Below are 21,624 nucleotides of genomic sequence, written 5' to 3'. Positions count from 1 at the left end.
AAATTCCTTTTAATGCGGATTCAGGCCCGGATAACGCGGGCGGTGTTCCCCTCGATGGCGGTCAGGCGTACGCGCTCACCGACGGCGATCTGGCTATCGGCGATACAGGTCCACTCTTCGTTGCCGAGGATCGGCTTCTGGAAGCGTACGCGGCCCTTCTGAAACTCCGACACGGCAGCGGTCAGCAGGCCCACTTCGCCGATCACGCTGTCGGCGGTCCAGCGCACATCCGGCTGCTTGCGCCGGAACACTCTGAACCACAGCACGGTGGTGGCCGACGACAGCAGCACCCACAGCAGGATTTGCATGTCCAGTTGCAGGCTGGGTGCGGCGAGTGAGATGAGCGAGACCAGCACGGCGCCGATGCCGAACCAGAGTACGAAGAACGTTGGCAGGACCAGTTCAAGCAGGATCAGCGCGATGCCGAAGACCAGCCAGATCCACCATTGCATTTCCATATGGGTGAAACCTTCCGGGGGAGGGGCGTTGAGTTTAAGGCAGCAGGGCAGCAACGGGCCACTTGGTAAGTTGGAAGAAAAGTCTGAAATCTTTGTAGGAGCGCCTTGGGGCGCGAAAGGTCAGCGCCTAGACAGCGAGCGCTGTTGCCAGATCTGCCAGTGAGTCGAATATCCGGTCCACCTCCGGCAGCGCCGGACGTTTCAGGACAAGCACCGGCACGCCAAGCTCCCGCGCCACTTCCAGCTTCGGCTCGGTCGCCACACTGCCGCTGTTCTTGCTGATCAGCACATCGATGTGGCGGCGTTGGAACAACGCCCGCTCATCCTCGATATGGAACGGCCCACGTGCGCCAATCACTTCACAGCGCTCGTTGCCAGGGCACGCCTCAAGCGCTCGAAGGGTCCAGAACTGCTCCGGCGGAATCTCGTCCAGGTGCTGTAGCGGCTCACGGCCCAGCGTGAACAGCGGCCTGCGGAACGGCTTCAGTGCTTCGATCAACCCTGCCCAATCGTCGACTTCTCGCCAGTCGTCCCCTGCTTGCGCCTGCCAGGCCGGACGACGCAAGGCCCAGCACGGGATGCCGGCGTTGCGTGCGGCGCTGGCGGCATTGCGGCTGATTTGCGCGGCATAGGGATGGGTGGCGTCGATCAGCAGGGTGATACCCGCTTCGCGCAGGTAGCGGGTCAGGCCCTCGACACCGCCATAGCCCCCGACCCGCACCTGGCATTGCAGGCCCTGCGGCACGCGGCCTATGCCAGCCAGGCTGTAGACATGTCGAGGCCCGAGCCGGCGGGCCATAGCCAGGGCTTCAGTGACCCCCCCCAGCAACAGGATGCGCGCGGTCATTGCACACCCGCCTGGCCGACGATGCCGCCTTGGCGGTCGATGGCGAACACTTCCACTTGCACCTGCGCCGGCACGACGCTACGGGCAAAGGCCAGGGCGTGGGCACACACCGCGTCACCCAAGGCAATGCCGGCCGCATGAGCCAGGGCGAGCGCTTGCTGGCTGGTGTTGGCAGCAATGATGGCGGCCTGTAACGCTTCGTCAGCGCCAATGTCTGCGGCCCAACCGGCCAGTTGCGGCAAGTCGATGCTGGAGTGACGACTGTGCAGGTCCATGTGCCCGGCGGCCAGTTTGCTGATCTTGCCGAAGCCGCCGCACAGGGTCAGGCGCGGCACCGGTACCTTGCGCAGGTGCTTGAGCACCGCGCCGACGAAATCGCCCATTTCGATCAGGGCGATTTCCGGCAGACCGTAGACGCGGCGCATGGTGTCTTCGCTGGCATTGCCGGTGCACGCGGCGATGTGCGTGTAGCCGTTGGTGTGGGCCACGTCGATGCCTTGGTGGATCGACGCAATGTAGGCTGCGCAGGAGAACGGCCGGACGATTCCGCTGGTGCCGAGGATCGACAGCCCGCCGAGGATGCCCAGGCGCGGGTTCATGGTTTTCAGGGCCAGTTGCTCGCCACCTTGCACATTGACCGTGACTTCGAAGCCGCCAAGGTAGCCGCACGCGTCGGCCAGGCGTTGCAGGTGTTCACTGATCATGCGCCGAGGCACCGGGTTGATGGCCGGTTCACCCACCGCCAGCACCAGCCCTGGCCGGGTCACCGTGCCCACGCCGCTGCCGGCGACAAAACCAATGCCAGGTTCCGCCAGCAGGCGCACCTGGGTATAGAGCAGGGCGCCGTGGGTCACGTCCGGGTCGTCACCCGCATCCTTGAGCGTGCCGGCTTCGGCGCACTCGCCGATCAGGCGGCAGAACTCCAGGCGCATCTGCACGACCTTGCCTTTGGGCAGGGTGATGTCCACCGCATCGTCACGCTGCCCGGTGAGCAGCAGCTTGGCCGCTGCCAGGCTGGTAGCGGTGGCGCAGCTGCCGGTGGTAAGGCCGCTGCGCAGAGGCGCGGGTTGTTCGCGGGTTTCTTCACGCATCGGCGGGTTTCAATACTTCCAGGAGGGTGATCGGCAGTGCCTGGCGCCAGGTGTCGAACGCACCCAAGGGCTGGGCATGCGCGACATGGATGCGGGTCAGCTCACCGCCGTGCTGTTCGCGAAAGTGCGCCAGGGCCAGTTCGCTTTGCAGGGTGACGGCATTGGCCACCAGGCGGCCGCCGGGGCGCAGGCTTGCCCAGCACAGGTCCAGTACACCTTCGCGGGTAACGCCACCTCCGATGAAGATCGCATCCGGTTGCTCCAGGCCTTGCAGCGCCGCTGGCGCCTTGCCGCGAACCAGTTGCAGGCCAGGTACACCCAGTGCATCGCGGTTATGCTCGATCAAACCCTGGCGACCTTCGTCGGCCTCGATGGCCAGGGCCCGGCATGCCGGATGGGCGCGCATCCATTCGATGCCGATCGAGCCACAGCCCGCGCCCACATCCCACAACAGTTCGCCAGGCTGCGGTGCCAGGCGCGCCAGAGTGATGGCGCGGACATCACGCTTGGTCAACTGGCCATCGTGCCGGAATGCGGCGTCTGGCAACCCGGCCAGCCGGTGCAGGCGGGGTGCATCGGGCGTAGCCAGGCATTCGATGGCTACCAGGTTGAGCGCCGCGATACCGGTGTGCGGCCAGTCCTGGGCGGTGCCGGCCAGTGCACGTTCGTTCACGCCCCCCAGGTGCTCGAACACCTGCAGGCGGCTTGGGCCGAAGCCTTGCTCGCGCAACTGCGCGGCAATTGCCGCCGGGCTATCGCCATCGTTGCTCAGCACCAGCAGGCGCATGCCGCTGTGCAAGTGGGCATTGAGCGCTGCCAGGGGGCGGGCCACCAGCGACACCACCTGCAGGTCCTGCAGTGGCCAGCCCAGGCGGGCAGCAGCCAGGGCGCAGGAAGAGGGCATCGACAGCACGCGCATTTCTGCAGCGGGCACCTGGCGTGCCAGGCTGGCGCCGACCCCATAGAACATAGGGTCGCCGCTGGCCAGCACGCACACCGGCTCGCCGCGCAGGGCCAACACCGGGGCCAGCGAGAACGGGCTGGGCCAGGCCAGTTGTTCAGCGGTCACGCAACGTGGCAGCAAGGCCAGCTGGCGCGGACTGCCGAAGACCCGCCCAGCGCCAAGCAGTGCGCGCCGGGCCTGTTTGCCCAGGCCGCTGAAGCCGTCTTCGCCGATGCCTACTACCGTCAGCCAGGGTGTCATGTATTTCAATCCGCCATTTTTGGGGCCGCTTCGCGCCGCTTCGCGGGCAAGCCCGTTCCTACAGATACAGTGCAGCATGTGCGGCCTGCAGTGATCCTGTGGGAGCGGGCGAGCCCGCGAAGAAGGCGACGCGGTCCTGAATTTCTACTTGATCGCCGAGGGTGCTCGACCACCGGCTTTTCATGCCGCCGGACAAAGCAGGCATAATACCGCGCCTTCTACACTCAAGCGCACTTTCACAGATTGCCGGACACCCCATTGACCCAGGCCGAAGCCCCCGCTGTCATCCCTCGCCCCTCGGCCTGCCCGGGGTTGTGGCGCATCGTCAGTGCCCGTGATGGCGGCATCTGCCGTATCAAGCTACCAGGCGGCCTGTTGCTGGCCGATCAGGCCGAAGTCGTGGCGACGGCGGCCGAGCGCTTTGCTGGCGGTGTGATCGAGGCTACCAACCGTGGCAACCTGCAGATTCGCGGCATCGGTAACGAGCACCGTGCCCTGGTCGACACCTTGCTCGCTGCTGGCCTGGGCCCACGCGAGGCGGCCGGTGACGATGTGCGCAACCTGATGCTCAGCCCGCTGGTCGGGCATGACCCGGCGATGCTGCTGGACGCCAGGCCGCTGGCCGGGCAGATCCTCGACCTGTTGGAAGGCACCCCGCGCTTTCACCAGCTGTCGGCCAAGTTCGCCGTGCAGCTGGATGCAGGCGAGCGCCTGGCGATGCTCGAACACCCCCATGACCTGTGGCTGTCGCCCCTGCACCTGGAGCAGCAGACCTGGCTGGCGTTTGGCCTGGCAGGTTGCCCGGCAGAGGGCCAGGTGCTCGGTGCGGTGCCGCTGGCGCAGGGCCTGATGCTGGTGCGCGCCGTGCTGGAGCGCTTCCTCGATCTGGCATCCCCGACGCAGACGCGCATGCGCCAGCTGCTTGAGGTGTACCCGACAGCTGATTTTGTTGCTGGGCTCGGTCTGGACATCCGCCGCGATGCCGCCGTGCTCACATGGCGGCGTGAACAGCACCGCACCTCGTGGTTGGGCAGGCTGCCCCAGGCGCAGGGTATTGCCCTTGGCGTCGCCCCGCCGCAAGTCCGCCTGACCCCCGCGATGCTGCGCGGTGCCGCACGTATTGCCCGTGAACTGGGCGATGCCAGCATGCGCCTTAGCCCTTGGCAAAGCCTGGTGCTGACCAACCTGCAAGAACAACACCTCGATCAGGCCCTGGCCGAACTGTCTGCGCTGGGGTTGCTGTGCCACGACCATGAACCCCTGGCGCGTATCAGCGCCTGCACCGGTGCCAGCGGCTGCGCCAAGGCCCTTGCCGAGACCAAGGCCGACGCGGTTGTCCTGGCCGCGCTGCTGGGCCCTGGCGTGCCGGCCAGCGTGCACCTGTCCGGCTGCCCCCGTTCCTGTGCTGTGGCCCATGTTGCCCCGGCCACCTTGCTGGCCCGTTCCCCGGGCCGTTACGACCTGTACCTGCGTGATGCGCGCCAGCCGGGTTTCGGTGCCCTGCGCGCCACCGACCTTACCTTGAATGAAGCAGGCGCAATGCTCGACCTGCCGACGGAGCACCTTGATGATTGACTACATCCGCGATGGTCAGGAGATCTATCGCAACTCCTTCCGGATCATCCGCGAGGAAGCCCGACTCGAGCGGATCCCCGCAGACCTTGAAAAGCTTGCCGTGCGCGTGATCCATGCCTGCGGCATGGTTGATGCCATCGATGGCCTGCAATTCTCCGAAGGTGCCGGCCGGGCCGGTCGCGAGGCGCTGCTCAACGGCGCGCCGATCCTGTGCGATGCGCATATGGTGGCCGAAGGCATCACCCGGGCCCGCCTACCAGCCGACAACAAAGTCATCTGCACCCTGCGTGACCCGAGCGTGCCGGGCATGGCCAAAGACGCCGGCAACACCCGCTCCGCTGTAGCCCTGGAACTGTGGCGCCCGCACCTGGAAGGCAGTGTGGTGGTCATCGGCAATGCCCCTACCGCGCTGTTCTACCTGTTGGAAATGCTTGATGCCGGCGCGCCCAAACCGGCGCTCATCCTCGGTTTCCCGGTCGGTTTCGTCGGCGCTGCCGAGTCCAAGGCCATGCTCGCCGCCGACAGCCGTGGCGTGCCGTTCGTGATCATGCAAGGCCGCCTGGGCGGCAGCGCGATGGCCGCTGCGGCGGTCAACGCCCTGGCTACGGAGGTGGAATGATGGCCCCGCGTGGACGGCTGCTTGGCCTGGGTGTGGGCCCTGGCGATCCTGAACTGATTACCCTCAAGGCCCTGCGCCTGTTGCGTGAGGCGCCGGTGGTCGGCTACTTCGTGGCCAAGGGCAAGCGTGGCAATGCCTTCGGCATTATCGAGGCGCACCTGCAGCCCGAGCAGACCTTGCTGCCGCTGGTCTACCCGGTCACCACCGAAGTGCTGCCGGCGCCGCTGTCCTATGAGCAAGTGATCAGCGACTTCTACGACGAAGCCAGCGTACAGGTGGCCGAGCACCTGGATGCCGGCCGCGACGTGGCGGTGATTTGCGAAGGCGACCCGTTCTTCTATGGCTCCTACATGTACTTGCATGACCGCCTGGCGCAGCGCTATGAGGCCGAAGTGATTCCCGGTGTCTGCTCGATGCTCGGTGGCGCTTCGGTGCTGGGGGCGCCGCTGGTGTACCGCAACCAGAGCCTGTCGGTGTTGTCTGGCGTGTTGCCCGCCGAAGAGCTCAAGCGCCGTCTGGCCGACGCCGATGCAGCGGTGATCATGAAACTTGGACGCAACTTCCCCAAGGTGCGCGAAGTGCTGGCCGAACTGGGCCTGGATCGGCGTGCGCTGTATGTGGAGCGGGCGACCATGGCCAACCAGAAGATCGTGCCGCTGGACCAGGTCGACCCGCAGTCGTCGCCCTACTTCTCGCTGATCATCGTGCCGGGGGAAAAATGGCAGGGCTGAACATGCACAAGGCACCGGCCATCGTCATTCTTGGCCCGGGCAGCCTTGCGACAGCGCAGCGTATCCAGGCATGTTATCCACAGGCCACGATCCATGGCCTCGAAGGGCGTGTCGAGGGTGCGGACCAGTCGTACGCGTCGTTTGGCGATACCCTGCGTGGGTTGTACCAGCAAGACACGCCGATCATCGCGTTGTGTGCCGCGGGCATTGTCATCCGCAGCCTGGCCAGTCTGCTCAGCGAGAAGGGCAGCGAGCCGCCAGTACTGGCCGTGGCCGAGGATGGTAGCGCGGTAGTGCCGTTGCTCGGAGGCCTCGGTGGGGTGAACGTGATGGCGCGCGAAATCGCTGACGCACTGGGCGTTTCCGCGGCCATCACCACCAGTGGCGAGCTGCGCTTCGGTACTTGCCTGCTGAACCCGCCGCAGGGCTATGCATTGGCCGACATCGAGCAAGGCAAGCGCTTTGTATCCGACTTGCTGGCGGGTGAGTCTGTGCGCATCGAAGGTAACGCCCCGTGGCTGCAGCTGGCGCAGTTGCCCGCCAGCGAAGCGGCGCAGCGCACCATCCATGTGGGGCATCAGGCGCGCCCGGCCAACCGCGACGAGCTGCTGATCTACCCGCGCCTGGTGGTGGTGGGCGTTGCAGGTGGCAATCTGCACAGTATTCGCGCAGCACTGCAGCAGGCCGGCATCGCCGAGCCCTCGGTAGCCTGCGTGCTGGCAGACGAGCGAACCATGGCCGACAGCGCGTTGCACGAAGCTGCGCAGGCTCTGGGTGTCCCCTTGCGCTTCGCCACCAGCGCAGGCGATGTGGCCAGCATGGTCGCTGCGGCGGTGCCCGATGCCGAGTTGATAGCGATTGAAGAAGTCGTGGTCGCGGTGGCGCCTGCCCCGGTCAACGTAGCGCAGGTCGGCCGCCGTCGCGGTCGCCTGGCGGTCATCGGCCTTGGCCCAGGTGCGGCGGAACTGATGGTGCCGGCAGTCAAGGCCGAACTTGCGCAGGCCGAAGATGTGCTCGGTTACGAAACTTACGTGCGCATGGCTGGCCCGTTCCGCAGCGACCAGGTGCTGCACTGCACCGACAACCGCGAAGAGATGCAGCGCGCCCGACATGCTTTCGAACTGGCAGCCCAAGGCCGTTCGGTGGTGGTGGTGTCGTCGGGTGACCCGGGCGTTTTCGCCATGGCTGCTGCGGTGCTCGAAGCGCTGCACGAATCCAGTGACCCCGCCTGGCATCGCGTCGACCTGCAGATCCTGCCGGGGGTTTCTGCCTCGCTGGCAACCGCCGCCCAGGCGGGAGCACCGCTGGGGCATGACTTCTGCGTCATGTCGCTGTCGGACAACCTCAAGCCCTGGTCGATCATTGAAAAACGCCTGGACCTGGCTGCCCAGGCCGACCTGGTGCTGGCCTTCTACAACCCGATCTCCAAGGCCAGGCCGCACCAGCTCGGTGTGGCCCTGGAGGTTGTGCGCCGACACCGTGACGGGAACACGCCTGTAGTCCTTGGCCGTGACATCGGTAGGCCGGGGCAGACGCTGAAGGTCGTCACCTTGGCCGAGCTGCTGCCAGAAATGGTCGACATGCGCACCATGGTACTGGTTGGATCTTCCACTACCTGCACGTTCGACCGCGCAGCTGGCGGGCTCTGGGTGTATACCCCGCGCTGGTATGGCGTAAAGCCGTAAGCGGCGGAAGCCCGGGCAGATGAGGAACTGCTTCGTGGCAGATTGATGCAAAGGGCACAGGTAGGTTTGCGGCTGGAGCCATTTGGCTTCAACCGTACCCTTCCTGGAGACCTTTCCCATGACGACCGATAAAGAGAAGCTGCAGCTTCAGGTTCTGCCGGACAAGAATCTGTTCGTGTTCCCCGACCAAATGGGTGAGCAAAACCGCGATGCTGCAAAAGCTTGTCATGCCCTGGCAACGCAAGGTGCCAACAGGCAGCATGATCCTGTCCGTGAGACGCAGCTCTGGTTCAAGCACTACATCTACCTGATGTCCAAGATGGGCTGGGCGTCAACCAATGTCGACGTACAGCAGCTCACTGAACGCAATATGCACCTTGAGATCAGCAACCTGCTGGGCAAGGGCTTGCAGGCGGCATATGGCGTTTTCACTGGCGATGTGGCAACCGCCCTGGACAATCTCGGCAAAACAGTTGTTTCAGCCTTGGCCGCCAGCACCAAAAACGTCGAGTTGCTCGACCGCAAGTCGGTGGAAGATGACCGAACCGAGCTGAGCCTGGTCAAGTGCGAGCAAACCGGCGAAGGGCAGGTGGCGATGCTTGTCAGTGCAATCCAGACCGACGCCAAGCCTGACAAGGCTGCCAACTATCTTCTGGCCAAGTGGGAAAGCAGCGGCACCTCCAATTTTGCCTGTGGTGCAGTGTTGAATTTCGATAGCCGCCGATACGACAAAATTCGCGCCATTGTAGAAACCAAACTTGACGACAATGCCCTGCAGGTTCTGCTGGCACTGGAACTCTGACTATGAAGTTGGCCTGTCGACACGGCGTCGACGGGCCTGGAGGGCATACTGATGCACGCCAATTACACTTTGTGGTTGAACGGCAATAGCCTGGTATTGATCGACAACTCCGTCAGTGCTTCACGAGCAGAAGCGTTGTTGGATGTTCAGCTGGCAGCCTACCTGACTGCTAACAAGGTTCACGCCATTCAGGACGCTGTGTGGCACAAGGAATATCTGCGAATTCAGGGTAACTTCGGCTGCACTGTCGCGACCTTGCATTCCGGCGCCGCGCCTGCTGTATCCGCAGTGGCCTGTGAACCGTGGAGGATGCTGCGGACCAATCTCTTGGCAGCTCTGCCAAGCGCCCTTCAGGGGCCGGTAGGCAAATGCCTCGACGCTTACGCCGCCCAGCCAGACGGCGCTATTGAACAGTTGTTATGGGTGGAGTGTGTTCGGCCCCCGGATGATAAAGGCGTGAGCCATGTACGTATGGAGTTGCGCCTGATACTGGCTGATTCAGGCGTTATCAGTACCGAGTTGGGCTTTAGCACAGCAGAGCATGTGGCGATGGATTGGCTGTGGCAGCCGCTGGAACTTGCAAGTGCCCATCCCGCTCAGCAGTTCGACGCCAATTATTTCACCCATGGAAAAGTGATCAGTTCGATAAGTGCAGGCTTGCATGACTCCATCAAGGTCAAGCAATTGCAGTATCGCAGCCAGGTCAAACTTGCGACAACATCAGGAGTCGACAATGAGTGAGTTCAATCAAGATGCCGCCAGTGGCAAACTCGTCCACAGCAGCCTGCTGTCATTCTTGCCAGGTGTTAGCCGCGAAGCCCGTGACGACATCCTGTTGGCCAATGCGTTTGCCCAGCAAGTAGCCTGGGGGGACTTTAATGAAGGCCTGGAGCCGGACTGGTTCAGGAACTACTGGCGTAACCTTGCGTTTCTGGGCTTTGATGGCAAGCTCGCGCCCACGGCGACTCGACCGGGGCCGGACAGGGCCAGCCTTGCCGAGCAGGCGCTAGCCCAGGTTCGTCAGAAAGGCTCCGCCGGTCATCATCAATCTGCCCAGTCGTCGCTTCAGGCACTGCGCAATGACAGCCAGGCATTGACCGCGTTTGAATCCAGGGCAGTCTCCAAAGCGGTCGGACGCTTTCAGTTGCTGCCTTGCTCCCAGCAGTCGAGCGGCTTCATCGACATGGTGTTGGTTCACATGGAAATGTCGATGAAAAAGACTTCCAAGGGCTTCTTGTTCATGCAGTTGAACAGTGAAGTCAAAATCCTGGACATGCGTGTCGAAGTGATCCACTTCAACTTGCAGGGGTTTCGCGAAGACTACCGCAAGCGGGCCCAGGCCAGCGTCGACAAGCAAAATGGCAAGGCTATCCTTGAGCTGCAGTTGTAGGCCTCCGGCCTACCGGTCTGGACAGCTTTGGCTCTGTACCCTAGGGCAGCAGGTAGCCGCGAATCCCGGTAAAGATGATCTGTGCTGCCAGGGCGCAGACGAAGAGCCCCATCAGGCGGCTGACAATTTGCAAACCCTGGTCACCGAGCAGGCGCTCGATACCGTGCGATAGATACAGCACCAGGCCTACGGTAAAGCTGGCCAGGGCAATGCTGACGATGGCCAGCAGTTTTTCATCCCAGTGCGGCTGGCTCACCCCCATTACCAACAGGGCACCGATGGTGCCTGGGCCAACCGTCAGCGGAATGGTCAGCGGTACGATGGTCACATCCTGCTGTACGTTGTCGGCCTGTACCGCCGGCTTGCCCTGGGCCATGCCCAGGGCCGAAATGAACAGCACGCTGCCGGCACCGATGCGGAAGGCATCGGCGGTGATGCCGAAAATACCGAAGATCGCCCGCCCGAACAGGTACAGCATCACGCTGGCGACCAAGGCTGCGAACGCGACCTTCCAGGCCAGTTGCTTGCGCTCCTTGCTGGAGTGGCCACGGGTCAGGCTGATGAAACACGACAGCACGAAGAACGGGCTGTAGAGCACGAGCATTTTCAGGTAGACGCTGAACAACTCATGGAGCATGAGCACTGTTCCTTGGGGGTTATGCCGGGGCGGCCTTGTTTCGCGAGGCCGCTCCTGCAAGAGCATTGGCTATCGGTCAGGACGTATGTGCCGGGTCCACCTTGACTTCCCGGTGATTGGCCCAGTATTGAATCAGCTCGCGTAACTGCGACAACTCCACCGGCTTGGCCATGTGTCCGTCCATGCCCGCCAGCCGCGCGCGTTCCTTGTGTTCGGCCAGTATGTGCGCAGTCAGTGCCACCACCGGCGTGCGCTGGCGCTGGTTTTCAGCCTCCCAGGCCCGTAACTGCTGGGTGGCCGAAAAACCGTCCAATATCGGCATCTCGCAGTCCATCAACACCAAGTCATAATGCTGCGTTTTCATTGCCTGCAAGGCCTCTTCGCCATTGCAGGCGGTATCGGGCTTGAGGTTGAGCTTGCCGAGCATACTGCGGATCACCTTGGTCGAGATGCTGTTGTCTTCGGCGACCAGCACGCGGAAGTCGCCTGGCAGGTCCAGCGCCTGCGGGACGCCAGGCAGGCTGGCAGGCATCGCTTGTTCGCGGCCGCGCTGGGCCAGTTCCTCGGCCAGGGTGGTCTTCAACGTATACCCGGCCACCGGCTTGGCCAGTATTCGCTTGACCCCGGCGTTGCGCGCGATGACTTTGCTCGGCGCATTGCTGATGCCGGTGAGCATCACCACCAGGATGTCGTGGTTCAGGCTCGGGTCTTCCTTGATCTTGGCGGCCAGTTGCATGCCGGTCATGCCGGGCATGTTCTGGTCCAGCAGCACCGCGTCAAAGTAGTCGCGCAGGTGCGCCTTGGTGCGCAAAAGGGCCAGGGCCTCCTTGCCCGACGGTACCGCGCTGACATTCATGCCCCAGGCGCTGCACTGCTGTACAAGCACCTTGCGGCACGTGTCGTTGTCGTCCACCACCAGCACGCGGGCATCGCGCAGCGGGCTGTCGAGGTCCGCCGGTGGCTGTTCCAGGCGCGAAGGGTCCAGCGGTAAGGTCAGCCACAGGGTATTGCCCATGCCGGTGCTGCTCTTGATGCCGAACTCGCCCTGCATCAGACCGATCAACTGTTTGGCGATGACCAACCCCAGATGGCCGCCCAGCTTGTTGCTGGAAAGGAAGTGGTGGCTGTGCAACTCGGCCTGCAGCAAGGCTTCACGGTCGGCAGCGGGCAACGGCTCGCCGCTGTCCTGCACGGCGATACGCAGGCGTGGCACCTCGCCGCGTTGATCCAGCGCTACCACCAGCAGGATCTCGCCTTGGTCGGTGTTTTTCAGGGCGTTTTCCAGCAGGCTCGACAAGGCCTGGCGCAGGCGCGTCGGGTCTCCGCTGATGACCCGCGGTACTTGTGGCTGGGTGAAGCTGATCAACTCGATGTTCTGTTGCTCGGCCTTGGCGCGGAAGATGTTCAGGCAATCCTCGATCAGCGCGTTAAGGTCGAACTGCACATCATCCAGCTCGATCTGCCGGGATTCCAGCTTGGAAATGTCCAGAATTTCGTTGATCAGTGTCAGCAGCTCGTTGCCGGCGCTGTGGATGGTCTGCACATAATCACGTTGCTTCACCGACAGCGGTGTGCCCAGCAGCAGTTCAGTCATGCCTAGCACGCCGTTCATTGGGGTGCGGATTTCGTGGCTGATCTTGGCCAGGAACTCGGCTTTGGCGTTGATTTCCGCATCGCTGGCGGCAAGTGCACGGCTGGCGCTGAAACGCTCCTCGCTTATGCGCCGCAGCCGTTCACTGACTGCCAGGTTGAGCAGCAGGCCACTGACCACGGTCAGGCCCAGTAGGATGCACAGCAGCCAGGGTGTCGAGGTGCGTGTCAGGCCCAGCAGGGCTGGCAGCAGTACCAGGCCTCCGAGGTTGAACACCACCATGGCCAGGCTGAACAAGCGCCCGGGAGCATAGCCCTTGTACCAGTGGTAGCTGCTGACCAGCAGCATGCTCACGCTGCCCAGCGCCATCAGGGCGTAGGTCATCAGGTTCAGTGGCAGGGTATCGACGAACAGCAGCACCAGGCCACTGAGCCCGACAATCAGCATCTCACCCTGCAGCAGGCGATTCAGCCGTGGCGAATTGCACGGCGAAAAGAAATGTTGGGTGAAATACAGCCCGGACAGGCCGGCCAGGACCAGTGTCAGGTAGGCAGCAGGCGTTTGCGCACTGTGCCACACATGCCACCAGGGGCCGCTGAGGTTCAGCAGGATCAGACCGCTGAGCAGCATCAGGCCGTGGTATAGCGCCAGGATCAGGGTAGTGCTGGAGCGGGTGTAGAGGAAGCGGATCAGGTTGTGCATGATCAGCATGATCAGGCCGCCGAACAGCATGCCGAACAGCAGCGGCTGGCGTTGGTCCGAGGCCGCTTGGGCCGCAGACTCCAGGCTGATGGCCGGCCGCAGCTGGTGCTCTGAAACCAAGCGCAGATAGATGTCCAGCGGTTGCCTGCTGTTGGGCAGGGGCAATACATGGTCGCTGCCGCGCAGGGTCGGGCTGGCATTGCCGGCCTGGCGCCCGTGGTGCAGCTGACGCAGAAGTTGCTCGCCTTCAAGGGCGTAGAGGTCCAGGCCAGAAAGGTCCGGGGCAAATACCCGCAGCAGTTGCTCCTGGTCACCTGGAGCCAGACGATAGTGCAACCACAAGGCCTGTCCAGCCGGGGCAGCATCAAGGTCGGCGAGAGGCAGTGGGCTGAACTGGTTGCGATAGCGCTCGGAGCGCACATCGCTCAGTTGCAGGTTGGCCTGTTCGTCGAGCAGAACGGTCCAGCCACCGTCATGTTCGGCCGCAGCCGGAAACATGCAGAGCAGGGTCAGCAAGCTGACGATCAGAGCTGAGGCAATCCGAAGCCGACGCACTACGAAATCCCTTCTTGGCCGATGTGCCGGGTACTCACTATGCGCGGCGCGCCAAGTCGAAGGCAAGGCCCATGCAGGGCCCTGTCGACGAGCCGGATGCCGCAAGCTGAATCAGCTACGGCAAACCGGTAGTACTTACTGCTGGTGCTCACCGCGCTCGCGGGCGATGGCCCGATAGCCAATGTCGGAACGGTAGAAGCTGCCGTTCCAGCTGACTTCCTTGGCCAGGCGATAAGCCTGCTGCTGCGCGTCGGCAACGGTGCTGCCCATGGCGGTGGCACACAGCACACGCCCGCCGTTGGTGGTTACCTTGCCATCCTTGAGCGCAGTACCGGCATGGAATACCTTGCCTTCGATCTTGGCGGCAGCATCCAGGCCGTTGATCACGTCGCCCTTGGCGTAGTCGCCCGGGTAACCGCCCGCTGCCAGGACCACGCCCAGGCTCGGGCGCGGGTCCCACTGTGCTTCGACCTTGTCCAGGGCCTTGGCGAATGCAGCTTCCACCAGCAGTACCAGGCTCGACTCCAGGCGCAGCATGACCGGCTGGGTTTCCGGGTCGCCGAAGCGGCAGTTGAACTCGATGACCTTGGGGTTGCCCGCCTTGTCGATCATCAGGCCTGCGTAGAGGAAGCCGGTGTAGACGTTACCTTCTTCGGCCATGCCGCGCACGGTTGGCCAGATCACCTGGTCCATCACGCGCTGGTGCACGTCGGCGGTGACGACCGGGGCAGGGGAGTAGGCGCCCATGCCGCCCGTGTTCGGGCCGGTGTCCTGGTCGCCGACGCGCTTGTGGTCCTGGCTGGTGGCCATGGGCAGCACATTATGGCCGTCGACCATGACGATGAAGCTGGCTTCCTCGCCGTCGAGAAACTCTTCGATCACGACGCGCGAACCGGCTTCACCGAAGGCGTTGCCAGCCAGCATGTCACGCACGGCTGCTTCGGCTTCTTCCAGCGTCATCGCGACGATCACGCCTTTGCCTGCCGCCAGGCCGTCCGCCTTGATCACGATTGGCGCGCCTTTTTCCTGCAGGTAGGCCAGCGCTGGCTCGATCTCGGTGAAATTCTGGTAGTCGGCGGTCGGGATCTTGTGACGCGCCAGGAAGTCCTTGGTGAAGGCCTTGGAGCCTTCCAGCTGGGCCGCGCCCTTGGTTGGGCCGAAGCAGTCGAGGCCGCGGCTGCGGAACAGGTCGACCACGCCGATAACCAGCGGTGCTTCCGGGCCGACGATGGTCAGGTCGACGTTTTTCTCGGCGAAGTCGGCCAATTGTTCCAGGGCGCACACGTCGATGGCGACGTTCTCGCACTTGGCTTCAATGGCGGTACCGGCGTTGCCCGGTGCAACGAAGACTTTCTCGACGCGTGGGTCCTGGGCGACTTTCCAGGCCAGGGCGTGCTCACGGCCGCCGCTGCCGATGATCAAAACTTTCATGTCAAAACCTCGATTCAAGTGATCCCGTGGCTTGCGCCGAACACTGTGGGAGCGGGCTTGCCCGCGAATGCGGCGGTGAATCCACCATCGTATTCGCGGGCAAGCCCGCTCCCACAGGATCTCGACTCGCCTCGGGATCCGCGTAATTAGTGGCGGAAGTGGCGCATGCCAGTGAACACCATCGCGATGCCGGCCTCGTCGGCAGCAGCGATGACTTCAGCATCACGCATCGAACCACCCGGCTGGATCACGGCGCTGATACCCACTTTAGCTGCATTGTCGATGCCGTCACGGAACGGGAAGAATGCATCCGACGCCATGACCGCGCCCTGCACCTGCAGGCCAGCGTGCTCGGCCTTGATTGCAGCGATGCGGGCGGAGTTGACGCGGCTCATCTGGCCGGCGCCGACGCCGATGGTCTGGCGCTGCTTGGCGTAGACAATGGCGTTGGACTTGACGAACTTGGCCACTTTCCAGGCGAATACCAGGTCGTGGATCTCTTGCTCGGTCGGGGCACGCTTGGTGACGATCTTCAGGTCATCGGCGGTGATCATGCCGATATCGCGGCTTTGCACCAGCAGGCCACCGTTGACGCGCTTGAAGTCCCAACCGGCAGCGCGCTCGGCTGGCCACTCGCCGCACTCCAGCAGGCGCACGTTCTGTTTGGCAGCCACCACGTCGCGGGCGGCCTGGGAGATTTTCGGGGCGATGATCACTTCGACGAACTGGCGGTCGACAATGGCCTTGGCGGTTTCGCCGTCCAGTTCACGGTTGAATGCGATGATGCCGCCGAACGCCGATTCGGTGTCGGTAGCGTAGGCCAGGTCGTAGGCCTTGCGAATGCCGCCCTCGTCTTCCGGAACGACCGCCACGCCGCACGGGTTGGCGTGCTTGACGATGACGCAGGCCGGCTTGACGAAGCTCTTCACGCATTCCAGCGCGGCGTCAGTGTCGGCCACGTTGTTGAATGACAGTTCCTTGCCTTGCAGCTGGACAGCGGTGGAAATGCTGGCTTCGCCTTTCTTGGCTTCTACATAGAACGCCGCGCTCTGGTGCGGGTTCTCGCCATAGCGCATTTCCTGTGCCTTGACGAACTGGCTGTTGAAGGTGCGCGGGAATTCGCTGCGCGCCTCGGTGCTCAGGGTGTCCTTGGCCTGGTCGATGGTGCCCATGTAGTTGGCGATCATGCCGTCGTAGGCGGCAGTGTGCTCGAACGCCTTGAGCATCAGGTCGAAGCGCTGGGCATAGGTCAGGCCACCGGCCTTGAGGCCTTCGACGATGCCGGCGTAGTCGCTGGCGTTGACCACGATGGCCACGTCCTTGTGGTTCTTGGCTGCCGAACGGACCATGGTCGGGCCGCCGATGTCGATGTTCTCGATAGCGGTCGGCAGGTCGCAGCCAGGCTTGGAAATGGTGGCTTCGAACGGGTACAGGTTGACCGCAACCAGGTCGATCGGCTTGATACCGTGCTCGTTCATGATGGCGTCGTCGGTACCGCGACGGCCGAGGATACCGCCGTGGATCTTCGGGTGCAGGGTCTTGACCCGGCCATCCATCATTTCGGCGAAGCCGGTGTAGTCAGCCACTTCCACCGCGTTTACGCCGTTGTCCTTGAGCAGCTTGTAGGTGCCGCCGGTGGACAGGATCTCGACACCGAGCTGCTGCAGCTCACGGGCGAATTCGAGGATACCGGTCTTGTCGGAGACGCTGATCAGGGCGCGGCGGACTGGCAGGCGGGTAGTCTGGTCGGTCATTTCGGATTCCAATAACGCGGTGGAGTCAGCAAAAAAGGCGCCTCTGTTCAGGGAGTCGCCTTTTCTGGATGGGATTCTGGCTTACAACAAGTCGTACTGCTTGAGCTTCTTGCGCAGGGTGCCTCGGTTCAGCCCGAGCATCTCGCTGGCCTTGGTCTGGTTGCCCTTCACGTAGTTCATCACGCTTTCGAGCAGGGGCGCCTCGACTTCGGAGAGCACCAGGTTGTACACGTCCGTCACGGTCGCGCCTTCCAGGTGGGCGAAGTAGTTGTGCAGCGCCTTCTCGACGCTGTCGCGAAGGGTCTGGCCCTCTTCGCTCGGCGTGTTGAGGTGCTGTTTCAGGTTGGCGTTGTCGCTCACGGGCGTTGTTCCACTCACAAATGTCTCGGTCATCATCGTCATGCGGCCACCCCTTGTCCGTCCTCTGTCTCAAGGCTCTGTCGACGTTCGCTGAAAAACGCGCGAACGTTGGCGCACTGCGCTTGTGTGTCTTCCAAAGCGTTGAACCGGGCGCGAAACTCCTTGCCGCCGGGTCGTGTTGCCAGGTACCAGCCAACGTGCTTGCGGGCGATACGTACGCCCATCACATCGCCATAGAAGGCATGCAGCGCGGCCAGATGCTCCAGCAGGATGCGTTCCACTTCTTCCAGTTGCGGCGCTGGCAGGTGTTCGCCAGTGCGCAGGTAATGCTCGATCTCGCGAAAGATCCATGGCCGCCCCTGGGCAGCCCGGCCGATCAACAGGCCATCGACCCCGGTGGTTTCCAGCACCGCCCGGGCCTTTTCTGGCGAGGTGATATCGCCGTTGGCAAAAACCGGGATTGACACCGCCTGCTTGATGGCAGCGATGGTGTCGTATTCGGCTTCGCCGGTATACAGGTCGGCACGTGTGCGGCCATGCACCGCCAGCGCCTGGATGCCGGCCTGTTCGGCGATCTTCGCCACGTTCAGGCCGTTCTTGTTCGCCCGGTCCCAGCCGGTGCGGATTTTCAGGGTCACCGGTACATCCACGGCGCTGACAACGGCGTGGAGGATCTCGCTGACCAAGGCTTCATCTCTCAATAAAGCAGAGCCTGCGGCTTTGTTGCAGACTTTTTTTGCCGGGCAGCCCATGTTGATATCGATGATCTGGGCACCCGCGTCGACGTTGGCCTTTGCCGCCGCTGCCATCATCTGCGCATCACCGCCGGCGATCTGCACCGAGCGTGGCTCGGGATCACCTTCATGGATGCGGCGCAGGCTCGACTTGCGGCTGTTCCACAGGCTCATGTTGCTGCTTACCATTTCCGACACCACCATACCGGCGCCCAGGCGCTGGCAAAGTGTACGGAAAGGCTGATCCGTCACCCCGGCCATGGGCGCGAGGATCAGGTTGTTACGTAGTGTGTATTGGCCGATGCGTACCGCCGACATAGGTGATCCCTGTTGTGGGGCCGAATCTTGGAGTTCGAAAAAGGGTTGGCATGATACCCGCTCTCGATGACTGGATAAAGATGGATTTGGATAAAATCTGAACAGTTGCCGGCTTATGCCTTTGCGCTTCAAGCAGCAAGCGACACGCCAAAAGCGGCCACGTTTTGGGCCTCTTGTCTTGTGGCTTGCTGCTGGCCGCTTGTCGCTTATTCCGGCGAACGGAAGCTCAGGCTGTAATTCACGGCCTTCGGCCCCGGGTCGAGGATGTCCAAGGCAATGTGGATCGGCGTCTGGCTGGGCATTTCGCCACGCCCTGCCAGTTCGCCCGACAGGTACTCGCTGGGCTTGAAGCGACGGCTGGCGATCAGTTGGCCATTGAGGTCGGCGAAGCGCAGCTCCAGCAACGGGAACGGCTGGGCGAACGGCGCGCGGTTGTAGATGATCGCGTCGACAATCAGGGCGCCCGTGAAGTCAGGGTGGCTACGCACCACCAGATTGCTGCTCTTTATCCGTGCAATATCGACGCGGGTAGGTACCTGGCAACCGACCATCGGGCAGATCTGCTGGAAAATCGGCCGATACTGATCCTGGCGGGCCATCTCGTCGAAGTGGAACCACACGTACTGGAACGCCAGCAGGCCGGCAGCCAGCAGGGTCAGAAAGCCCCACAGCAGGCGCTTGCCCCAGTGGGGTGCGGGTTTTTCCCAGCCCAGCTGCAGCGGGTCGTCGACCACATCGACCAGCGGCTCCTTGCGCGAGGGGCGCTCAGGTTTGCCGGCAAGGCCTGGTTCCAGGCGCTCTCCGGGCAACGGCTCGACTGGCTCGTCATCATGCGCCGAGAGGCGCAGCGCCAAGGGCTCGTCGTCACGGGCACTCAGGCCCTTTTCCGGGGTTTCGTCATCGCTGATGCGCAGCGGTTCGCTGAGCGCGGGCTGGTCATCGCGTTCGGCTGCACGGTGCGCGGGCGGCTCGCCATCGATGTCCAGGTCAAGGTTGCTGCCCAGGGTCGGCTCGGTGCGCTCGCCGGGTGCAGGCTCCAGGTCCAGTTCCAAAGGCTCTGGCTCCAGCCGTACTGGACCAGGCTCTGCCGGTTCCTGCGGCGCGTAGGGCTCATCGGTAGCCGTGCCGAAAAGGTCTTCTGCGTGCTCGTCCGGGTGAAGTTCGTCGCGCCGTGCCTGCAACTGGTCACCTTGGCTGGCCGGGCGGGTCGGGGCCGGTTGGCCGCGACGCTCCAGGCGCTCCAGTTCCTTGTCGAGGTCAAGCTCGTCCAGCGCTTGGGCGGTAAGCGCCCAGTCCTGGTCAGGGGAGCTGCCGCGTACACTGATGGCAGGCTCTGGCGCCGGTTCGGCAGGCGCTGCAGGTGCCGACGCCGGTACCCCGGGGGCGCTGGTGGGCGCGGCGCGGTTCTGCTCCAGCAACTGCTTGGCGGCATTGAATACCTGCAGGCAATGCCCGCAGCGCACCACACCGCGGGCCACGCTCAACTGGTGGTGGGTGACGCGAAAGCTGGTCTGGCAATGCGGGCACTGGGTGACGAAACTGTCGGTCATGCGGCGATCCGGGAGCTGTGCAGAAATGTATTCTAGGCCCGCTTAGCGACGCCGACCACTGATGCGCACCCAGCCGTCGCGCACGACGATCGGGTCCAGTTCAAAATCGGCGGCGTAAGCGGCGGCCACTTCTTCACCTTGCTCGGCGAGGATGCCCGACAGCGCCAGCAGGCCACCTGGGCGAACCAGGCCGGACAATTGTGGCGCCAGCGACACCAGTGGGCCGGCGAGAATGTTGGCAACCAGCACGTCGGCCTGCATCGCCGGCATGTGCTCGGGCAAGTACAGCGCCAGTTTCTCGTCGGCAATACCGTTGCGTTGGGCGTTGTCGCGCGAAGCCTCGATGGCCTGCACGTCGATGTCGGTACCTACCGCTTCGCGGGCGCCCAGCAGCAATGCAGCGATAGCCAGGATGCCCGAACCGCAGCCAAAGTCCAGCACCTGGGTGCCTTCAAGCTGCTGGCCGTCGAGCCATTCCAGGCACAGGGCCGTGGTGGGGTGGGTGCCGGTGCCAAAGGCCAGGCCCGGGTCGAGCAGCAGGTTCACGGCGTCCTTTTCCGGAGCATCGTGCCAGCTGGGCACGATCCACAGGCGGCGACCGAAGCGCATCGGCTGGAAGTTGTCCATCCAGCTGCGTTCCCAGTCCTGGTCCTCGATCAGCTCGGCCTGGTGTTCGGGCAGCTCGGCGCCGGTCAGCAGGCGTAAATGGGCGAACACCTGTTCAGGGTCGGCATCGGCTTCGAACAGCGCCAGCAGGTGGGTGTGCGACCACAGCGGGGTGGTGTTGAGGTCTGGCTCGAAGATCGGTTGATCTTCGGCATCCATGAACGTGACCGAGACGGCGCCTACTTCAAGTAGCGCGTCTTCATAGGTTTCGGCTTGTTCCGGGCTGATGGCCAGGCGTACTTGCAGCCAGGGCATGGCGGGCACCTTTGATAAATCGACAGGGGCAGCCCTAGGCTGCGCGAAGGCTGGCAGTTTACGCGAGTGCGGGGGATTTGTGGATCGGGGGCTGCATAGCAGCCCCCGGGGCATGTATCAGACAAAACAGAGCGACAGCGACTCGGCTATATAAGCAGGCTTCTCTTCACCTTCGATCTCCAGCGTGGCAATCGCCTTGAGTAGCCACTGCCCCGGTTTTTTCTCCACCACCTCGGCCAGCGTTACCTTCAGCCGAACGCGGCTGTCGACCTTGACCGGCTGAATGAAGCGCACGCTGTCCAGCCCGTAGTTCACCACCATCTTCAGCCCTTGCGGCAGGACGAGGATGTCCTCGATCAGCTTGGGGATCAGCGACAAGGTCAGGAAACCATGGGCGATCGTGCTGCCAAACGGGGTTTTTGCTGCCTTCTCAGGGTCGACATGGATGAACTGGAAGTCGCCGGTCGCCTCGGCGAACAGGTTGATGCGCTGCTGGTCGATCTTCACCCACTCAGAGTGGCCCAGCTCCTTGCCAGCGTACTGCGAAAGCTCTGTAACCGGTACATGGGGCATCGCGGACTCTCCGGGTTGTCAGTTGGTACGAAAGTACAAGATCAGCACGGCGAACCGTTTCAGTCAAGTTGCCCGCTTTTCGGCGAATATCGGTCT

At 63.3% G+C, this 21,624-nt stretch carries 20 protein-coding genes; 7 read left to right on the top strand and 13 right to left on the bottom strand.

What is annotated here, in order from left to right; genetic code table 11:
- Nucleotides 1-20: 20 nt before the first annotated feature.
- From ACF8RA_RS23825 to cbiE, 4 genes are all read right to left on the bottom strand, one after another.
- Entirely contained in the window at nt 21-458 is a 438-nt protein-coding gene (locus ACF8RA_RS23825) for an NfeD family protein (RefSeq protein ID WP_392488630.1), read from the bottom strand.
- 127 nt (nt 459-585) lie between these two features.
- Nucleotides 586-1,305 carry a cobalt-precorrin-6A reductase gene (locus tag ACF8RA_RS23820; RefSeq protein ID WP_392488629.1) on the bottom strand — a complete coding sequence of 240 codons (720 nt, stop codon included), beginning with the start codon at nt 1,303-1,305 and terminating at the stop codon, nt 586-588.
- Entirely contained in the window at nt 1,302-2,396 is a 1,095-nt protein-coding gene (locus tag ACF8RA_RS23815) for a cobalt-precorrin-5B (C(1))-methyltransferase (protein ID WP_176683188.1), read from the bottom strand. The genes ACF8RA_RS23820 and ACF8RA_RS23815 overlap by 4 nt, the downstream gene beginning before the upstream one ends.
- Nucleotides 2,389-3,600 carry a precorrin-6y C5,15-methyltransferase (decarboxylating) subunit CbiE gene (cbiE, locus tag ACF8RA_RS23810; protein WP_392519638.1) on the bottom strand — a complete coding sequence of 404 codons (1,212 nt, stop codon included), beginning with the start codon at nt 3,598-3,600 and terminating at the stop codon, nt 2,389-2,391. Before cbiE ends, ACF8RA_RS23815 begins: the two co-directional genes overlap by 8 nt.
- A 243-nt stretch (nt 3,601-3,843) precedes the next feature.
- On the opposite strand from cbiE, the gene cobG reads away from it, so the two are divergent.
- The 7 genes from cobG (at nt 3,844) to ACF8RA_RS23775 (ending at nt 10,402) form a co-directional block, all read left to right on the top strand.
- Complete coding sequence (gene cobG, locus ACF8RA_RS23805) at nt 3,844-5,175, top strand: precorrin-3B synthase (RefSeq protein WP_392519637.1); 1,332 nt, start codon at nt 3,844-3,846, stop codon at nt 5,173-5,175.
- Nucleotides 5,168-5,794 (top strand): precorrin-8X methylmutase, encoded by a 627-nt coding sequence (locus ACF8RA_RS23800; RefSeq protein ID WP_046613252.1) that lies wholly within the window; start codon nt 5,168-5,170, stop codon nt 5,792-5,794. The genes cobG and ACF8RA_RS23800 overlap by 8 nt, the downstream gene beginning before the upstream one ends.
- On the top strand, nt 5,794-6,525 hold the full coding sequence (locus ACF8RA_RS23795; RefSeq protein ID WP_084850691.1) for a precorrin-2 C(20)-methyltransferase: 732 nt from the start codon (nt 5,794-5,796) through the stop codon (nt 6,523-6,525). Before ACF8RA_RS23800 ends, ACF8RA_RS23795 begins: the two co-directional genes overlap by 1 nt.
- Entirely contained in the window at nt 6,513-8,210 is a 1,698-nt protein-coding gene (gene cobJ, locus ACF8RA_RS23790; protein ID WP_176683191.1) for a precorrin-3B C(17)-methyltransferase, read from the top strand. The genes ACF8RA_RS23795 and cobJ overlap by 13 nt, the downstream gene beginning before the upstream one ends.
- Before the next feature lie 118 nt (nt 8,211-8,328).
- Nucleotides 8,329-9,012 (top strand): hypothetical protein, encoded by a 684-nt coding sequence (locus ACF8RA_RS23785; RefSeq protein ID WP_176683192.1) that lies wholly within the window; start codon nt 8,329-8,331, stop codon nt 9,010-9,012.
- Nucleotides 9,013-9,063: 51 nt separating this feature from the next.
- Entirely contained in the window at nt 9,064-9,753 is a 690-nt protein-coding gene (locus ACF8RA_RS23780) for a hypothetical protein (protein ID WP_176683193.1), read from the top strand.
- Nucleotides 9,746-10,402, top strand: a complete 657-nt coding sequence (locus tag ACF8RA_RS23775) for a hypothetical protein (protein WP_176683194.1) — start codon at nt 9,746-9,748, stop codon at nt 10,400-10,402. Before ACF8RA_RS23780 ends, ACF8RA_RS23775 begins: the two co-directional genes overlap by 8 nt.
- Before the next feature lie 40 nt (nt 10,403-10,442).
- Here ACF8RA_RS23775 and ACF8RA_RS23770 read toward each other — a convergent pair whose 3' ends face one another.
- From ACF8RA_RS23770 to ACF8RA_RS23730, 9 genes are all read right to left on the bottom strand, one after another.
- Nucleotides 10,443-11,039, bottom strand: coding sequence for a MarC family protein (locus ACF8RA_RS23770; RefSeq protein WP_014592545.1), 597 nt, complete (start codon nt 11,037-11,039; stop codon nt 10,443-10,445).
- Nucleotides 11,040-11,115: 76 nt separating this feature from the next.
- Complete coding sequence (locus ACF8RA_RS23765; protein ID WP_176683195.1) at nt 11,116-13,887, bottom strand: hybrid sensor histidine kinase/response regulator; 2,772 nt, start codon at nt 13,885-13,887, stop codon at nt 11,116-11,118.
- A 135-nt stretch (nt 13,888-14,022) separates the two neighbouring features.
- Nucleotides 14,023-15,318 carry a phosphoribosylamine--glycine ligase gene (purD, locus tag ACF8RA_RS23760; protein WP_003249685.1) on the bottom strand — a complete coding sequence of 432 codons (1,296 nt, stop codon included), beginning with the start codon at nt 15,316-15,318 and terminating at the stop codon, nt 14,023-14,025.
- A 146-nt stretch (nt 15,319-15,464) separates the two neighbouring features.
- The gene (gene purH, locus ACF8RA_RS23755) at nt 15,465-17,072 is read right to left on the bottom strand and encodes a bifunctional phosphoribosylaminoimidazolecarboxamide formyltransferase/IMP cyclohydrolase (RefSeq protein ID WP_003249687.1); all 1,608 of its coding nucleotides are present in this window, start codon (nt 17,070-17,072) and stop codon (nt 15,465-15,467) included.
- A gap of 81 nt (nt 17,073-17,153) precedes the next feature.
- Nucleotides 17,154-17,474, bottom strand: coding sequence for a DNA-binding transcriptional regulator Fis (gene fis / locus ACF8RA_RS23750; protein ID WP_012274390.1), 321 nt, complete (start codon nt 17,472-17,474; stop codon nt 17,154-17,156).
- A complete protein-coding gene (gene dusB / locus ACF8RA_RS23745) occupies nt 17,471-18,484 on the bottom strand; it encodes a tRNA dihydrouridine synthase DusB (RefSeq protein ID WP_392519636.1) in 1,014 nt (337 codons plus the stop codon). The genes fis and dusB overlap by 4 nt, the downstream gene beginning before the upstream one ends.
- 206 nt (nt 18,485-18,690) lie before the next feature.
- Entirely contained in the window at nt 18,691-20,034 is a 1,344-nt protein-coding gene (locus ACF8RA_RS23740; protein WP_176683197.1) for a DUF3426 domain-containing protein, read from the bottom strand.
- A gap of 42 nt (nt 20,035-20,076) precedes the next feature.
- Nucleotides 20,077-20,955 (bottom strand): 50S ribosomal protein L11 methyltransferase, encoded by an 879-nt coding sequence (gene prmA, locus ACF8RA_RS23735; RefSeq protein ID WP_176683198.1) that lies wholly within the window; start codon nt 20,953-20,955, stop codon nt 20,077-20,079.
- 117 nt (nt 20,956-21,072) lie between these two features.
- A complete protein-coding gene (locus ACF8RA_RS23730) occupies nt 21,073-21,528 on the bottom strand; it encodes a MaoC family dehydratase (protein WP_176683199.1) in 456 nt (151 codons plus the stop codon).
- Nucleotides 21,529-21,624: the final 96 nt, after the last annotated feature.

It is taken from the genome of Pseudomonas sp. FYR_5, from assembly GCF_043106315.1.
In the GTDB taxonomy this organism is placed as follows: Bacteria; Pseudomonadota; Gammaproteobacteria; order Pseudomonadales; family Pseudomonadaceae; genus Aquipseudomonas; species Aquipseudomonas putida_Y.
Note: the sequence above shows the minus strand (reverse complement) of the source record. Positions and strands in the feature narration are given on the sequence as shown.

Coding starts and splice junctions, on each gene's coding strand:
- ACF8RA_RS23825 (WP_392488630.1), bottom strand. CDS start 458: ATGGAAATGCAATGGTGGATCTGGCTGGTCTTCGGCATCGCGCTGATC.
- ACF8RA_RS23820 (WP_392488629.1), bottom strand. CDS start 1,305: ATGACCGCGCGCATCCTGTTGCTGGGGGGGGTCACTGAAGCCCTGGCT.
- ACF8RA_RS23815 (WP_176683188.1), bottom strand. CDS start 2,396: ATGCGTGAAGAAACCCGCGAACAACCCGCGCCTCTGCGCAGCGGCCTT.
- cbiE (WP_392519638.1), bottom strand. CDS start 3,600: ATGACACCCTGGCTGACGGTAGTAGGCATCGGCGAAGACGGCTTCAGC.
- ACF8RA_RS23800 (WP_046613252.1), top strand. CDS start 5,168: ATGATTGACTACATCCGCGATGGTCAGGAGATCTATCGCAACTCCTTC.
- ACF8RA_RS23795 (WP_084850691.1), top strand. CDS start 5,794: ATGGCCCCGCGTGGACGGCTGCTTGGCCTGGGTGTGGGCCCTGGCGAT.
- cobJ (WP_176683191.1), top strand. CDS start 6,513: ATGGCAGGGCTGAACATGCACAAGGCACCGGCCATCGTCATTCTTGGC.
- ACF8RA_RS23785 (WP_176683192.1), top strand. CDS start 8,329: ATGACGACCGATAAAGAGAAGCTGCAGCTTCAGGTTCTGCCGGACAAG.
- ACF8RA_RS23780 (WP_176683193.1), top strand. CDS start 9,064: ATGCACGCCAATTACACTTTGTGGTTGAACGGCAATAGCCTGGTATTG.
- ACF8RA_RS23775 (WP_176683194.1), top strand. CDS start 9,746: ATGAGTGAGTTCAATCAAGATGCCGCCAGTGGCAAACTCGTCCACAGC.
- ACF8RA_RS23770 (WP_014592545.1), bottom strand. CDS start 11,039: ATGCTCCATGAGTTGTTCAGCGTCTACCTGAAAATGCTCGTGCTCTAC.
- purD (WP_003249685.1), bottom strand. CDS start 15,318: ATGAAAGTTTTGATCATCGGCAGCGGCGGCCGTGAGCACGCCCTGGCC.
- purH (WP_003249687.1), bottom strand. CDS start 17,072: ATGACCGACCAGACTACCCGCCTGCCAGTCCGCCGCGCCCTGATCAGC.
- fis (WP_012274390.1), bottom strand. CDS start 17,474: ATGACGATGATGACCGAGACATTTGTGAGTGGAACAACGCCCGTGAGC.
- dusB (WP_392519636.1), bottom strand. CDS start 18,484: ATGTCGGCGGTACGCATCGGCCAATACACACTACGTAACAACCTGATC.
- ACF8RA_RS23740 (WP_176683197.1), bottom strand. CDS start 20,034: ATGACCGACAGTTTCGTCACCCAGTGCCCGCATTGCCAGACCAGCTTT.
- prmA (WP_176683198.1), bottom strand. CDS start 20,955: ATGCCCTGGCTGCAAGTACGCCTGGCCATCAGCCCGGAACAAGCCGAA.
- ACF8RA_RS23730 (WP_176683199.1), bottom strand. CDS start 21,528: ATGCCCCATGTACCGGTTACAGAGCTTTCGCAGTACGCTGGCAAGGAG.